The 15,647-nt window shown below is 64.6% G+C and carries 13 protein-coding genes; 6 read left to right on the top strand and 7 right to left on the bottom strand.

Annotated elements, in window-relative coordinates:
- Positions 1–2 precede the first annotated feature (2 nt).
- From ACTU6U_RS10150 to ACTU6U_RS10175, 6 genes are read right to left on the bottom strand one after another with little or no spacing between them, the layout of a single operon-like run.
- Positions 3–1,175, bottom strand: coding sequence for a serine hydrolase domain-containing protein (locus tag ACTU6U_RS10150; RefSeq protein ID WP_443468998.1), 1,173 nt, complete (start codon positions 1,173–1,175; stop codon positions 3–5).
- Complete coding sequence (locus tag ACTU6U_RS10155) at positions 1,172–1,996, bottom strand: ATP-binding cassette domain-containing protein (RefSeq protein ID WP_443468999.1); 825 nt, start codon at positions 1,994–1,996, stop codon at positions 1,172–1,174. The genes ACTU6U_RS10150 and ACTU6U_RS10155 overlap by 4 nt, the downstream gene beginning before the upstream one ends.
- Entirely contained in the window at positions 1,993–2,952 is a 960-nt protein-coding gene (locus tag ACTU6U_RS10160) for an ABC transporter ATP-binding protein (RefSeq protein ID WP_443469000.1), read from the bottom strand. Before ACTU6U_RS10160 ends, ACTU6U_RS10155 begins: the two co-directional genes overlap by 4 nt.
- Positions 2,949–3,848: an ABC transporter permease gene (locus ACTU6U_RS10165; protein WP_443469001.1), complete on the bottom strand. Its 900-nt coding sequence runs from the start codon at positions 3,846–3,848 to the stop codon at positions 2,949–2,951. The genes ACTU6U_RS10160 and ACTU6U_RS10165 overlap by 4 nt, the downstream gene beginning before the upstream one ends.
- Complete coding sequence (locus ACTU6U_RS10170) at positions 3,845–4,861, bottom strand: ABC transporter permease (protein WP_443469002.1); 1,017 nt, start codon at positions 4,859–4,861, stop codon at positions 3,845–3,847. Before ACTU6U_RS10170 ends, ACTU6U_RS10165 begins: the two co-directional genes overlap by 4 nt.
- Positions 4,862–4,873: 12 nt before the next feature.
- Positions 4,874–6,472, bottom strand: coding sequence for an ABC transporter substrate-binding protein (locus ACTU6U_RS10175; RefSeq protein ID WP_443469003.1), 1,599 nt, complete (start codon positions 6,470–6,472; stop codon positions 4,874–4,876).
- Between the two features lie 110 nt (positions 6,473–6,582).
- Between ACTU6U_RS10175 and ACTU6U_RS10180 the strand changes: the two genes are divergently transcribed.
- On the top strand, positions 6,583–7,494 hold the full coding sequence (locus ACTU6U_RS10180) for a LysR family transcriptional regulator (RefSeq protein WP_443469004.1): 912 nt from the start codon (positions 6,583–6,585) through the stop codon (positions 7,492–7,494).
- 94 nt (positions 7,495–7,588) lie between these two features.
- Positions 7,589–9,901, top strand: coding sequence for a hypothetical protein (locus ACTU6U_RS10185; protein ID WP_443469005.1), 2,313 nt, complete (start codon positions 7,589–7,591; stop codon positions 9,899–9,901).
- Between the two features lie 25 nt (positions 9,902–9,926).
- Here ACTU6U_RS10185 and ACTU6U_RS10190 read toward each other — a convergent pair whose 3' ends face one another.
- On the bottom strand, positions 9,927–10,139 hold the full coding sequence (locus ACTU6U_RS10190; RefSeq protein WP_443469006.1) for a hypothetical protein: 213 nt from the start codon (positions 10,137–10,139) through the stop codon (positions 9,927–9,929).
- A 67-nt stretch (positions 10,140–10,206) separates the two neighbouring features.
- Here ACTU6U_RS10190 and pgi point away from each other — a divergent pair, with 67 nt between their 5' ends.
- The 4 genes from pgi to ACTU6U_RS10210 all read left to right on the top strand — a co-directional run bounded on the left by pgi (position 10,207) and on the right by ACTU6U_RS10210 (position 15,613).
- Positions 10,207–11,886: a glucose-6-phosphate isomerase gene (gene pgi / locus ACTU6U_RS10195; RefSeq protein WP_443469007.1), complete on the top strand. Its 1,680-nt coding sequence runs from the start codon at positions 10,207–10,209 to the stop codon at positions 11,884–11,886.
- 37 nt (positions 11,887–11,923) lie between these two features.
- Positions 11,924–13,015, top strand: coding sequence for an ATP-binding protein (locus ACTU6U_RS10200; protein ID WP_443469008.1), 1,092 nt, complete (start codon positions 11,924–11,926; stop codon positions 13,013–13,015).
- Between the two features lie 92 nt (positions 13,016–13,107).
- Entirely contained in the window at positions 13,108–13,338 is a 231-nt protein-coding gene (locus ACTU6U_RS10205) for a heavy-metal-associated domain-containing protein (protein WP_443469009.1), read from the top strand.
- 7 nt (positions 13,339–13,345) lie between these two features.
- Positions 13,346–15,613, top strand: coding sequence for a heavy metal translocating P-type ATPase (locus ACTU6U_RS10210; protein WP_443469010.1), 2,268 nt, complete (start codon positions 13,346–13,348; stop codon positions 15,611–15,613).
- Positions 15,614–15,647 lie beyond the last annotated feature (34 nt).

Raw genomic sequence — 15,647 nt, forward strand, 5'->3', positions numbered from 1 at the left:
ACTCAGCCCTCGAGCGCGGAGCAGATGCTCATGAAAAGTCCAGCATGAACATCGTTCCAGCGGGTCGTCACCGGCTCAGGGCAGGACGAGAGCTTCACGATGACGGTCTCGGTCTTCGGATCCAGCCAGACATACTGTCCGTGGATTCCGACGGCGTAGACGTTGCTTCGTGCATTTCCCGTCGACCACCACTGGTTGCGGTACGACGCGTTCGGATGCGTCTGCTGGATCGCGAGCCCTCGCGCCAGCTCCGGATCGCCACCGGCCAGAGTCTCACTCACCCACGAGGACGAGATGACCTGCCGCCCTCCGCTGACTCCCCCAGAGAGCATGAGGTCGCCGATCCGCGCGAGGTCCCTGGCTGTGCAGGAGATGCCCCCGTTGGCGAACGGGAATCCCGCAGGGTCGACGGTGATTGAGGCATCGTCCTCGCACCCCAGTGCTTGCCACACCCTCGCTGAAACGACTTCGGCGTATCGTCGCCCCGTGACCGATTCGATGATCCACGCCAGCACATCGGTATCTGCCGAGCAGTACTGGAACCGTCGTCCTGGTGCACCGGCGCTGCGCAGTGAACGCAGGAATGCATAGGTGTCGACGGGGTCGCCCTCTCGAGCCGTCCGCCATCCCGCGATGCGGTCCTGCGCGCGCACCTCGGAGTCCGCGTCGCGATAGTCCTCGTCGTACTCGACCGCCACTGTCATGTCGAGCACGTGCTGCACGGTGACGTCACCGTAGGCGGACCCGGCGAGCTCAGGCACGTAACGTGTGGCCTGCGCGCCGGGATCAACGCTTCCCTCATCGATCAGTGCGGCAAGAGTGAGTGCGCACACTGATTTCGAGACGCTCATCAGCAGATGTCGGTCATCCGGGGCGAAGCCCTCGCGATAGTACTCCGCGATCACTTCCCCGCGCCGCGAGACGACCAGCGCATCGGTGTACGCATCCGTCAACCGCTGTTCGAGCCGATCTGCGCGCGAAAGCGCATCCAGCCGCGTGATGCCCGAATCATCGGGCTGCTGACGGTGGATGGTCGTCGTTGGAACGAATTCCGTCACATGCGCGAAGGCCCACCTGTTGTGCGGAGCATCCTGCCACGTGTCCAGCGTCGGCGCCGTGGGAGCCCCCTTGTAGCGCGAAGGGCGCGCGGCGAGTGCCTGAGTCAGATCGGTCACAGCAGGATGCTCCTCTCGTCTCCGCCTGGGACGATCTCCACCGCTCCTGGCGTTGCCGGCATCGCTGCCAGCAGTTGCCGCGTGTACTCATGCGACGGTGTCCTGAGTACGACGTCCGCCGGCCCGCTCTCGACCATCTGTCCTCTGCGCATGACGCCGGCTTCGTCGCTCATATAGCGCACCACGTCGAGGTCGTGCGAAATGAGCAGGTAACTGAGGCCCCGCTCTTGCTTGAGTCTTTGCAGCAAGTTGAGCACCTGCGCCTGTACTGAGACATCAAGCGCGCTCGTCGGTTCGTCGAGCACGATCAGCTCCGGTTCGGTGGCGATCGCCCTCGCGACGCCAGCTCGCTGCGCCTGGCCGCCGGAGAGCTGATGAGGCAGCCGGTCCGCGTGAGAAGACGACAGCCCGACTTCGTCGAGGAGCGCGGCGACGCGCCTGTCGATCTCGGCGGGCTTCAGAGCGGTATGCGTCCTGAGGGGCTCAGCAACGCTGTCCCGGATGCGCAATCTCGGATTGAGAGCCGCTTTCGGGTTCTGAAAGACGAATCCTGTCCGCGCGCGCAGCTGGCGCAGCGCTCGGCCCCGCACGCGGGCGGGATCTGCACCGTCGACGAGGCTGGTTCCCGACGTCGGCTGGATGAGATTGAGCGCGCACCGTGCGATCGTGCTCTTCCCCGACCCTGACTCTCCGACGAGCCCGAACGTGGTGCCCCGTGGGATGCGGAAGCTGACATCGTCCACCGCACGAAAGACGGTGCGGTGAGCACGGTATTCCTTCACGAGGTGCGTGACGGTCAGTGCATCGGACCCAGCGTTCATGATTCCTCCACCCGGATGCAGGCCGCCTCGCGCAGCGCGCCGACAGGTTTGAGCACAGGATCCGTCTCGTAGCACGCGTCGATCGCACGCGGGCACCGATCGGAGAAGGCGCACCCCATCACGCCCAGCAGGTTTGCCGGGACGCTGCCTCGGATCGCCTCGAGCGGCACGCCCTTCGCGTGCCGTGCAGGCAGCGCACCGAGCAGCCCGCGCGTGTACGGATGCTGCGGTGCGGCGAGCACTTCGGCAGCAGGACCGGTCTCGATCACACGTCCGGCATAGAGGACGGCGACGGTATCGCACGCTTCCTGCACCACACCCAGGTTGTGCGTGATCAACAGCACACCGAAGCCGAAGCGATCCCGCAGCGAAAGAATGAGACGAAGGATCTGGCGCGCGATGGTGACATCCAGCGCTGTGGTCGGTTCGTCGAGAATGAGCAGCTTCGGCTCGCACACCAGCGCCTGCGCGATCATCACGCGCTGCAGCATGCCGCCGGAGAGCTCGTGCGGATAGCTGTCGTACACGCGCTTCGGGTCGGGGAGCCCGACGTGCTCGAAATACTCCAGAATGTGCGTGCGCGCAGATGCGCGACTCATCCTTCGGTGCCGGCGGACGACGGCTTCGAGCTGCTGGCCGAGAGTGAACACCGGGTTGAATGCGCTGCCAGGGTTCTGGAAGACGATGGCGATGGCGTCACCGCGCAGCGGGGACGGACGGTCGATGCGCTGTTCGACGCCATCGAGCACGATCCGTCCTGTTGGACGAGCTCCTTCTGGGAGCATCCCCAACACTGCGAGCCCTGTGAGGCTCTTGCCGCATCCTGTCTCGCCGACGATCCCGAGCACTTCACCCGGCCCGATGCTCAGTGACAGCCCGCGGACGGGGCGGTTCACCAGTCGGTTCCGCTCGACGAACGCGATCTCGAGGTCTTCTACACGCAGCAGTTCGCTCATCTCTTCACCTGCCTCGGGTCGATGAGGTCACGCAGCGCGTCACCGATGACGTTGAAACCGAGCACAGTGAGGAAGATCGCAAGCCCGGGGAAGGCCGAGATCCACCAGGCGGTGAACAGCTGCCCGCGTCCCTCAGCGACCATGAGTCCCCAGTCGGGGTCTGGCGGCTGTGCACCGAGTCCGAGGAAGGCCAGCGAACCAGCCGCCAGAACGATCGCCCCGACGTCGACGGTCGCCTGGATGATGATCGGCGTGAGGCAGTTGCGCAGGATGTGCCGCGGCAGAATGCGCCAGGTCGGAACACCGATCGCGCGGGCCGCCTCGACGTACGGTCGTTCACGCAGCGAGCGTGCCTCTGCCCGCACCAGCCGCGCGTACCAGGGCCACCAGCAGATCGCGAGGGCGATCCCGGCGTTGAGCAGGCTCGGACCGAGCAGGGCGACCATCACCATAGCAAGCAGCAACGGCGGGAACGCCTGGAAGACCTCCGTCACCCGCATCAGGATGTTGTCGAGCCGCCCGCCGCGGTAACCGGCGATCGCACCGAGCGGCACCCCGATGAGCGCTGCCAGCCCGACAACGGCGACAGCGATCGACAGGGCGGGCTGCGCGCCCATGATCACTCGGCTGAGGATGTCGCGACCAAGCTGGTCGGTTCCGAACAGGTGCGAAAGGCCAGGAGGGATGTTACGAGTATCGACATTCGTCTGCCCGCTTCCCTGCTCCGGATACGGTGCGATCCACTGACCGAAGAATGCGCACACGATTACGAGCAGCACGATCGCAAGCCCCGCTGTCGCGAGCCAATCCGTGCGCAGAACTCGCACCATTCGCGTGCCGAAGCTGTCTTTCGGCGGCAGGGCGAGGGGCGTCAGCGTCGTCGTCATGGTGGTCATGCGATCGTCACTCTCGGGTCGAGTCGAGCCTGTACGAGATCGACGATGAGGTTGGCAAGGAGGTAGGCGAATGCGCCGAGCAGAGTGATGGCCATGATCGCCGGGTAGTCGACGGCGAGCATTGCGGCACTGGCGAAGGCGCCGATCCCCGGCCAGTTGAACACCACCTCGACGAAGAACGTGCCGGTGAGCGCATAGGCGGTGGCCAGCCCGACGATCGTCATCGTCGGCGGTAGCGCGTTCTTGAGCGCAAGCCGCCACCGCACCATGACGTCGCGCAGCCCGTAGGCGTTGGCGGTGAAGACGTAGTCCTCACTCAGGACATCGAGCATGGTTGCGCGAATCATCCGTGCGACCAGTCCCATCGGATAGGCGGCCAGCGTCACCGCCGGAAGGATGAGATGGGCCATCCCGTCACCGAAGGCCACGAAGTTGCCTGATATCACGCTGTCCAAGAGCGCGAATCCGGTGATATCGGCCACCGGATTGGTGTACTCGATCCCTTTGGAGAACTGCCCCGTCGCCGGGAGGATGCCGAGGGATCCGACGAACACGACCTGCAGGAGCAGTCCGAGCCAGAAGGACGGGACGGAGACCCCGCCGATGGCGACGACGCGGACAGCGCCATCCACGATCCCGCCCGGACGCCGGGAGGCGATGACGCCGAGAATGATTCCGCCGACCGTGGCGAGAATCATCCCTGCGAACAGCAGCTCCAGTGTCGCGGGGAGCCGGGTGGCCAGTTCCATGAGCACTGGGCGCTTAGTGGCCAGGGAATCACCCCAGTCTCCGGTGAGCAGTCCGCCGAGGTAGGTCAGGAACTGAATCGGGAGGGGATTGTTGAACCCGAGCTTCTCACGGATCCGCTCGAGTTCGGCGGGTGGCGCCTTCGGCCCGGCGTACACCACCGCCGGATCCGAAGGAACCACCCTGGTCATCACGAACACGATCACGGTGATGACCAGCAGGACCAGGATCGCGGATACGATCCGCCTGCCTAGAAAACGCCACATCTCGTCGGCCGATCAGGCAGCAGGAGCGATGCGTGAGAAGAACGTCGTGAACGGGTAGTTCTCGTTGAAGTCGCCGATCTGAAGTCCGGGAGGCGCCACCGTGACGACCTCAGGGTCGAACAGATAGAGCGCGGGCGCCTGCTCGTACAACATCTGCATGGCTTCCTCGTAGGCCGCCTGCGCTGCCTCGCGGTCGCTGCCGGTCAGAGTCGCGGCCCGGTCGATGAGTTCGTCGTACTCGGGGTTGTTCCAATAGCTCAGGTTGAAGAAGGGCACGTCGCTGGAGTGGAACAGCGAGTACAGGTTGTCTGCGCCCGCATCGGAGTACGTCGGCCAGTAGTAGAGCACGAAGATGTCCTGTGCGGTTGCCGGATCTGCCTTTGCTGCTTCCCACTGCTGGTTGTACAACATGGCGGTGACGTTCACCTCCACGCCGATCTGAGCGAGGGCATCCTTGATGAGTGGAACGAAACGCGCTTCGGTGGCGTTCTCCGAGGCGTAGGTGAGTTCTAGCGTGAAGCCGTCTGCATGGCCCGCTTCCGCGAGAAGATCACGAGCTTTGTCGAGATCCTGGGTGTACTGCGGCACATTCTCCGAGTACGGGAAGATCCCCTTGGGCACGGCGGTCCGAGACTGAGTGCCGTAACCGAGCGCGCTGACCTCGATGATGTCCTCATACGGAATGGCGTAGCTGAGCGCCTGTCGCACAAGCGGATCGTCCAGAGGCGGACGAGTCGTGTTGAGCAGCGCGATGAAGTTGAACGGCGAGTTCGCCGTGCGAATCTCTGCACCGATCTGCTCGGAGACCGACTCGACGTTATCCAGCGGGATCGTGGTGGCGAAGTCGACCTCACCGGCGGTCAGCATCTGCTGCGCGGTGATGGCATCAGGGGTGATCGCGACATCAACGATGTCGTAGTGCGGCGCTTCGCCCCAGTAGTCCTCGTATGCCGAGAGCACGACCTTCTCGCCTGGCGCGTACTCCTTGAGTGTGTACGGACCGGTACCGGCTTCGATACCGGCCTCGAAGTACTGCTCGTCAGCTGCCGCGGCCTCAAGCGCCTTGGGCGAGACGATCCATGCACCGTACGTGGATGCCGCGACGAGATCCATCGGCGCCGGGTAGGCCAGGTTCATGACGACGGTCAGATCGTCGGCGGCTTCAACGCTCTCCAGCGGCGCCCAGATGAACGAGGCACCAGCGCGCTCGCGGGCCGCTTCGATGCTCGCGACGACCGCGTCGGCATCCACCGCCTCACCATCGTGGAATGAAGCGTCTGGCCGGATGTGGAACGTCCAGGTGAGTCCGTCTTCGCTGGTTTCCCACGCCTCGGCGATCGCCGGCGTGAAGTCCTCGTCTGCACCCTCGGCGTTCTTCCAGATGAGTGGCTCGTAGATGTTTCCCATGTAGAGCGCTTCGGTGGAGAACGAGGCGACCGGATCCCAGGTGGTCACCGCTGCCGATGCGGCAACGGTGAGCACATCGGCGCCGCTTCCCTCTGCCGGAGCACCGCTCCCGCCGGACGTGCATGCGACCAGCGATGCCGTTGCTGCGGCAGCGGTCAGGGCCAACAGCGCTCTGCGCCGTGATCGTTGTGTGGTGACAGCCATGTCAACCTCCAGGTAAGACCGCAAGGGGTGGGTTTCGGCCAGTCTATGGACACGGAGGCGAGACTCGCCAATACTTGTTTTCCAAGACTTCGATGCCTAGGAGGTATCTCATGGAGCTTCGTCTGCTTCGCTATTTCGTCGCTGCGAGCACGCACGGCACCATCCACGGAGCGGCCGAAGCAGTCCACGTCGCGCAGCCCTCTCTGAGTCGCCAGCTGCGCCACTTGGAGCAGGACCTGGGCTTCGCGCTCTTCGATCGCGCACCCCGGGGCGTGACCCTCACAGCGGCCGGCCGCGCTTTCCTTCCTGTCGCACAGGCCCTTCTCACTCGCGCCGAGCGCGCCGCAGCCACCGCGCGTTCCATCGCAAGCGGCGACGGCGGAGGGCTGACCGTCTCGTCCGCTGGCACGACGGTCACCGACATCCTGGCGCCGTTCGTCGTCGCGCAGGGACAGGATGGCCCGATCAGCAATGCCGTGGAGGTGGTCCCGGAGAATGTCTACGACGTGCTCGAACGAGGGGATGCCGACTTCGCAGTGGGCACGCGCATCCCGCCCGCGGAGTTCCGGTCGCGAGTGATCGGATACGCATATCTCTGGGCGCAGGTGCATCCCGACCATCCGTTGGCGTCCGCAGAGGCCATCCCGCTGGCTCGCCTGGTACGCGAGCCCCTGATAGTGATGAGCCGCGCACACGGGGTGCGCAACATGTTCGATACCGCAGTGTCTCGCTCAGGGCTGTCCTACACGCCAGAAACGGAGACGGAGTCCTCATCTCTGGCGCTGGCGCTGGCAGCCGCTGGCAGAGGCATCTGCGTGCTGTCCGACGATTCCCGCTACGGCCTTCGCACAGTGCCCATCCGCGCGGCCGACGGCAACCTGGCGATCACTCTGTACGGGGTCTGGGACGACAATCACTTCGCTGGTGCACGGATCGAGAAATGTCTCAGCGCGCTCAGCGAATTCGTCACCGAACTGTATCCGCAGACCACGCCGCGTTCTGGCGCACACCCCGAGTCTTGATACCTCACGGGCATCGCTTCACTCGAGAAGGGGTCTTGGACGCCGCACCCCGCCGTCGCGCAGACTGGGCACGCATTTCGATCAAGGAGGATCCATGCATGTGCCTGCCCCTTTTCACCGCCGCGCCACCCGCGCTGCCTGCGCGCTCGGTGCCGCACTCATCTTCGCCGGAGCGCTCTCGTCTGTTCCGGCGACGGCTGATACCGTTCCCACCGCTGAGACCACCGTGTCACGCACTGCTCTGACCGCCGCCGAGCTCACGAGTGGCATCGCAACGGCCGCGGTGCCGAGCAGTGCCTTTGCGGCTCCGACTGATGCCGCTCCCCCTGTGCATGAGCTCGAAGGCACACTGACTCTCCAGGGACCAGCGCTCTCTGGAGGCTTCATCGCGCTGAAGGATCCGTACGGCTACGGGACTCTCGACGCAGTGAAGCGGCTGCCTGACGTATCGATCGAGCTGGTGCAGAACGACGGCGTGGTCATCCCGGCGGCCCGCGGGCTTCGCATCACCGACAGCACCGCGTGGAACATGGCGATCGGACTCGGCCGCGCCTGGCAGGAGGAAGGCGACGGCGGAATGACGCGTGCCGCGCTGCCCTTCTCGCTGATCGAGCGCAATGCGAACTGTGTGCACAACGGCCTGATGACGTTCCTCTTCTCCGACACGAGCGTGTCGCAGCTGCGCTACCAGATCACCAGCGAGACCTGCGAGTACTTCCAGTTCGACCTATGGGGACAGCAGGCGGTGACGCTCACGCACGGGCAGGTCGCGGATGCGTCCGGCATCCGATCTCGCGCGGCAGAGGAGCTCGCTGACCGGCTTCCGACCCGCCCCATCACGCAGCTGGCCAGCGACCACCCCGGTTCCGGAATCGACGTCTCTGCATTCGGTTCTGGGATCACGCCCTCAGCGCTGTCCGGATACGGATTCGTCTACGAGGGCATCAACTACGTGGGCACGTGCCCCACGCGCCAAGGCGACCATCCGTACTGCAGCGAGGTCCTGTTGCCGTCATACTCGACAGCGAAGTCCGCATTCGGAACTCTCGCGCTGCTCCATCTGGCGCAGAAGTACTCCCCTGCCATTGCCGAAGAACTGATCCAAGATCACGTGCCCGAGGCCGCGGGAGATGCGGCGTGGAACGGCGTGACGATCAGAAACGCCCTGGACATGGCGACCGGAAACTACAACTCCGCGGGCTACGAGGTCGATGAAGCGGGCGCCGTCATGAACGACTTCTTCCTCGCTGAGGATTACTCGGGCAAAACCACGGCCGCTCTGTCGTTTCCGCGCAAGAGTGCTCCGGGGACGCAGTGGGTTTATCACACCTCGGATACGTACCTCGCTGTCCAGGCGATGGATTCCGTGCTCGAGGGTTATGAAGGCGCCGATGCCGACATCTTCGAGATGCTTCGCGATGAAGTTCTCATTCCCGCCGGTGTCGGTCCGGATGCCTTGAGCACCCTGCGCACCGAGAACTCACCGACTGGTGCACCATTCGGTGGGTACGGGATGTTCTGGACGACGGATGCTATCGCCAAGGTCGCCGAGCTGTTCGGTCCCCTGGGTGGAGCGGTCGACGGAGAGCAGCTACTGCACCCCGGACTTCTCGATGCGGCGATGCAGCGCGATGTCTCCGACCGCGGTCTGGACGTCCCCGGTGAGTCATCGCTGCACTACAACATGTCGGTATGGGCGAAAGACTTCAGCTCAGCGGACGACCCGAGCTTCGTTGAGGCGTTCACCGTGCCATTCATGTCTGGTTTCGGCGGCATCACCGTCGCGCTCATGCCGAACGGATCAACCTATTACGTCTTCAGCGACGGCAATGAGTTCGTGTGGAATCCCGCTGTGACGCAGTCTCATCGGCTTGCGTCGATGACCAGCGATCCGGAGCCGGATCCTGACCCCGACCCCGACCCCGACCCCACTCCAGACGAGTGCTCGGCAGGTGGCGTCGTCGGAAACGGTGATTTCGAGACCGGCGCCGCAGCGCCATGGTCTGCAACGAGCACGGTGATCGATTCGCGCTCATACCTCGAGCCCGCCAGGAACGGATCGTGGAAGGCATGGCTCAACGGTTTCGGTTGGGCCAACACCGACACCCTGAGTCAGACATTCACTGTGCCGACGGAGTGCGCCGACGCGACGCTGACGTTCTGGCTGCGGGTCACGACCGCAGAGCGCAGAGCGGTCGCGTACGACTCTTTGGCTCTGACCGTGGTCGACGACACAGGAGCGAGCATCGCAGAGCGCGAGTGGAGCAACCTCGACGCTCAGGACTATTCAGCTGTCGCGGTGCCGCTGACCGGAATCGCTGGGCAGACCGTCACGATCACCTTCACCGGTTCGGAAGATTATTCGCTGCAGACGTCGTTCGTGATCGACGACGTAACGCTGGAGTGAACGGGGTGGTCCCGTCCGCTCTGGATCAGCGAGCGGCGGGGCCACCATCCCAGTTGTTCGCGCGACGCGTGGCGCCGGAGCGGCCCTCGCGCATCATCCACGCGAGCGACAGGCAGACCAGTGCAAGGCCGGCGCAGAAGGTGAGCGCCTGGAAGTCCAGCGGTAGTCCGTGCGCGATGCCCATCACCCAGATTCCGCCAACGAACATAACCAAAAAGACGATGAAGCTGATGATCACGGCGGCCTCCTGTTGTGAATGCTCATTCCAGGATACCCACTCCTACGGTGCGCGCTAACGTGGAGCCATGACCGCACCGATTGACCCCACTCGCACAGCCGCATGGGCCGAGCTCACCGACTTGCAGGGACGGATCGTCCCCGACCTGCGCGGGTGGTTCGATGCTGATCCGGGCCGCGCACGCCGGTACTCGCTGCCGCTCGCGGATCTGCACGTGGATCTGTCCAAGAACCTGGTCACCGATGAGGTGCTGGCAGCGCTCGTGCGACTGGCAGAGCAAACCGGTGTGGCCGAGCGCTACAGCGCAATGCTCGAGGGTGCGCACATCAACACGAGTGAGGACCGCGCAGTGCTGCACACTGCACTGCGTCGCCCCACGAATGCATTGCCCGCGCTCGAGGTCGATGGCCAGGACGTGGATGCTGACGTGCACGACGTCTTGGACCGACTCAGCGCGTTCGCGGACCGGGTCCGCTCCGGCGAGTGGGCCGGGGTGACGGGAAAGAAGGTCACGCACGTCGTGAACATCGGCATCGGCGGATCAGACCTCGGTCCCGTCATGGTCTATGAGGCACTCAAGCCGTACGCGAACGCCGGTATCGAGGCCCGCTTCGTCTCGAACATCGACCCGACCGACATGGCGCAGAAGACCGCGGACCTCGACCCTGAGACGACGCTGTTCATCGTCGCATCCAAGACCTTCACGACACTTGAGACGCTCACCAACGCGCGTCTCGCTCGCGATTGGCTGTGGTCGGGCCTGACCGAGTCCGGTGCGATCGCTGACGACGATGCGTCGCGCACAGACGCCGTCGCGCATCACTTCGTCGCTGTCTCGACGGCTCTCGACAAGGTCGCCGAGTTCGGCATCGACACGGACAATGCCTTCGGGTTCTGGGACTGGGTCGGCGGCCGCTACTCCGTCGACTCCGCAATCGGCCTGTCGCTCGCGATCACGCTCGGCCCCGACGTATTCCGCGACCTGCTCGCAGGCTTCCACTCGGTGGACGAGCATGTGCGCACCACTCCGCTCGACCGCAACGTACCGGTCCTGATGGGCCTGTTGAACGTCTGGTACAACAACTTCTTCGGCGCGCAGTCGCACGCTGTTCTCCCCTATGCACAGCAGCTGAGCCGCTTCCCCGCGTACCTGCAGCAGTTGACGATGGAATCCAACGGCAAGTCCGTCAGGTGGGATGGCTCACCGGTCACCACCGACACCGGAGAGGTCTTCTGGGGCGAACCCGGCACCAACGGACAGCACGCGTTCTACCAGCTCATCCACCAGGGCACCCGTCTCATCCCCGCTGACTTCATCGCGTTCGTCAACCCGGCGTACGCGCTGAGCGACGGCGACAAGGATGTGCACGCGCTGTTCCTGGCGAACTTCCTCGCACAGACCAAGGCGCTGGCGTTCGGGAAGACGGCGGCCGAGGTTGAAGCAGAGGGAACGACGGGTGCTCTCGTCACCGCCCGCACGTTCGCCGGCAACCGCCCCACGACATCGATCTTCGCACCCGCGCTCACCCCACAGGTGCTCGGTCAGCTGATCGCGCTGTACGAGCACATCACGTTCACGCAGGGCACAATCTGGGGCATCAACTCCTTTGACCAGTGGGGCGTCGAGCTCGGCAAGCAGCTGGCGATGCAGATCGCTCCCGCCATCGACGGCGACACCTCCGCAATCGATGCACAGGATGCCTCGACCAAGGCTCTGCTCGCCTATTACGCCGCGAACCGCGAGTAACCTACCGCGCCCATGCCTTGACGGATACTCTCGAGGCATGGGTGACGTGATTCCGATCGGCACGGTCGCGCAGACTGCCGACCAGGCTCATATCCGTGCGCGCGGACTGAACCGACACACGTTCTGGTGCGGACAGAGTGGTTCGGGCAAAACGTACGCACTCGGGGTGCTGCTCGAGCAGATCCTGCTCCACACGCGGCTGCCAGTGATCGTGCTCGACCCGAACTCGGACTTCGTGCGACTCAGTGAGCTGCGTGACGGAGCGATCGGGGCGGATGCCGCGGCGCTGAGCACTCGGGATATACGCGTGCTGCATTCGCGGCCGGGCCTCGGGGACGATCTCAAAGTCCGCCTGCTCGACATGGATGAGCGCTCACGCGCGGCTCTTCTGCAGCTGGATCCGATCCTCGATGCCGAGGAGTTCAACGCCTCTCTGGGCCTGGTCGCGCAGACACGTGCTTCGGGCCTGCCCGCAGACGGCACGCTGCTCGAGTGGCTGCGCGCGTCCGATAACGAAGTCCATCACAGGTTCGCAATGCGCCTTGAGAATCTCGGCATCGCCGACTGGACGATGTGGGCACGTGATAGCAAGCCGGTCACCGAGATCATCGACGAGCAGCCGGACGCCACCGTTGTCGACCTCGGAAAGTTCGATACGTCGGCGGAGCCGAAGATCGCGGCTCTCGCGATCCTCGATCATCTCTGGGAGCGACGACACGAGCGGATCGCGCGACTGATCGTGATCGATGAGGCCCACAACCTGTGCCCGCCGAATCCGACGACGGCAGTCGAGCGGCTGCTCTCGGAGCGAATCACTCAGATCGCTGCCGAGGGACGCAAGTACGGCCTGTGGCTACTGCTTTCGACGCAGCGCCCCTCGAAGGTCCATCCGAACGTCATCTCACAGTGCGACAATCTCGCGCTCATGCGGATGAACTCCCCTGAAGACCTCGCCGAAATCGCCCGCATCTTCGGCTTCGCGCCCCCTGATCTTCTCTCCAGAGCGTCGCAGTTCACGCAGGGGCAGTCCCTGTTCGCCGGAGGATTCGTCGGGGAGCCGACCATCGTCCAAATGGGCGCTCGTCTGACCGTCGAGGGCGGATCCGACGTCGATGTGCCATTGCGCTGACGACCGGAGTCAGATACCCCAGAGGGGTACTTGACGGAGGTACCCCCAGGGGGTATTCTTTCTGGTATCCGCACGACGAATCAGGAGCCCTCATGAGCACGCACGACATCACTCTGAAAATCGACGGCATGACCTGTGGCCACTGCGTCTCCTCTGTCACCGAAGAGCTCTCCGCAGTTGCGGGCGTCAACAGCGTCGCTGTCGATCTCGCCGCTGGCGGCACCTCCACCGCAACCGTCTCCGCTGATGCTGCGATCTCGAACTCCGCTCTCGAAGCGGCCGTCGCTGAAGCCGGCTACGCGCTGGTCTCCATCGACAGCTGAGGCTGTCATGAGCAACGTGTCCGCGCACCCCACTGATCAGCGCACGGTCGAACTGGCGATCCAGGGCATGACGTGTGCTTCGTGCGTCAGCCGGGTCGAGCGCAAGCTCGGCAAGATTGACGGCGTCGAGGCCGTGGTCAACCTGCCGCTCGAGTCAGCGCGAGTGACCGTTCCCACAGGCGTCAGTGATGAGCAGCTGGTCGCGACCGTGCAGGCGGCCGGTTACCAGGCGAATGTGAAGGTCGACAAGTACGCGCCGGCGAATGATGACGACGGTCACGGCCACCTGCACACCGACCACACCGACCACACCGCCCCGCATGGCGGCAGCGATCTGAAGATCCGGCTGATCGTCGCCGCGATCTTCACCGTCCCGCTCTTCGTCATCTCTATGATCCCGGGAGCGCAGTTCCCGCACTGGGGCTGGGTCGCACTGGTCTTGGCCACCCCGGTCACTTTCTGGGCGGCGTGGCCCTTCCACCGTGCGGCAGCCATCAACGCCCGCCACTTCGCATCCACGATGGATACTCTTGTCTCCATCGGCATCCTCGCCGCCTATTTCTTCTCCCTGTGGCAGCTGATCAAGGACCCAAACCTCACCGCTCACGTCGGCATGTCGATGAGCGACCACGCGCTCTACTTCGAGACGGCCGGCGTCGTCGCCACCTTCTTGCTGCTGGGCCGATATCTCGAGTCCCGTGCGACGTCGCGTGCGGGTGACGCCCTTGCAACACTGCTCGAGATGGGTGCGAAAGAAGCGGTTGTGCTCCGGGACGGCATCGAGGTGAAGATCGCCGCATCCGATCTCGTGCCCGGAGATGAGTTCGTCACCAGACCCGGCGAGAAGATCGCCACCGACGGATTCGTCGTCTCCGGACACTCGGCCATCGATACCGCTCTGGTCACCGGCGAGGCCGTCCCCGTCGAAGTCGGGCCGGATGACACCGTCACAGGCGCGACCATCAACACGTCAGGACGACTGGTGGTGCGCGCCACCCGGGTCGGCAAAGACACCACCCTCGCACAGATGGGCCGGCTGGTCTCCGAGGCGCAGACCGGAAAGGCTCCCATTGCTCGTCTCGCTGACCGGATTTCGGCGGTCTTCGTCCCGATCGTGCTGGTCATCGCGGTGGTCACCTTCGCGCTGTGGATGCTGCTTTCCGGCGATGTAGAGGCCGCTTTCACTGCATCCGTTGCTGTGCTCGTGATCGCCTGCCCGTGCGCGCTCGGTCTTGCCACGCCCATCGGACTACTGGTGGGCAGTGGGCGCGGTGCGCAGTTGGGCATCCTGATCCGCGGACCGCAGGTGCTCGAAGACACCCGCAAGATCGACACGGTGCTGCTCGACAAGACCGGAACCATCACCGAGGGAAATCTCGCTGTCACATCAGTTCAGGCTGCGGCGGGCATGACCGAGCCTGAGCTTCTCGCGCTCGCAGCATCGGCGGAGTCGGGTTCCGAGCACCCGATCGCTCGAGCCATCGTCGACGCCGCGATCGCTGCTGCGCCGGTCACGGAGCCCTCGAACTTCATCTCGGCTGCCGGCGGCGGGGTACGCGCCACCGTCGACGCTCGCATCGTCGTCGTCGGCCGGATCAGCTGGATGAACGAGAACGACATCGAGCTGACTGATGAGCACCTCGCAGACCTCGCAGAAGCACAGCGCGGCGGGGCGACATCGATCCTGGTCGCCGTCGACGGCAGCTTCGCCGGTCTCATCAACCTGAGCGACACCATCAAGGCGTCCTCTGCCGCAGCCATCACCTCGCTCAAGGAACTCGGGCTGCGCCCGATCCTGCTGACTGGCGACAACGCCGCGGTTGCTCAGCAGGTCGCGGCATCCGTCGGCATCGCATCTGCTGACGTCTTCGCCGACGTGCTCCCCGATGGCAAGGCGCAGATCGTTCGCGATCTGCAGGCGCGCAGCCAGGTCGTCGCGATGGTCGGAGATGGCGTGAACGACGCTCCGGCTCTCGCCCAAGCAGATCTCGGCATCGCGATGGGCTCGGGAACCGACGTCGCGATCGAGGCCGCTGACCTCACCATCATGGGCAACGATCTGGCTCAGGTCGCCTTGTCGATCGAACTCTCCCGCAAGACGCTCGGCACGATCAAGACGAACCTGTTCTGGGCGTTCCTCTACAACACCGTCGGCATCCCGATTGCGGCCCTCGGGCTACTGAACCCCATGATCGCGGGGGCCGCGATGGCGGCAAGCTCCGTGCTGGTCGTGGCGAACTCACTGCGCCTGCGCCGATTCGGCAAGCACGGGTAGGCGCGCGGCCGACGAACAAGCTCCTAGAGCTGAC

Origin of the sequence: Microbacterium zouquanmingi, assembly GCF_052266695.1 — a bacterium.
GTDB lineage: Bacteria > Actinomycetota > Actinomycetes > Actinomycetales > Microbacteriaceae > Microbacterium.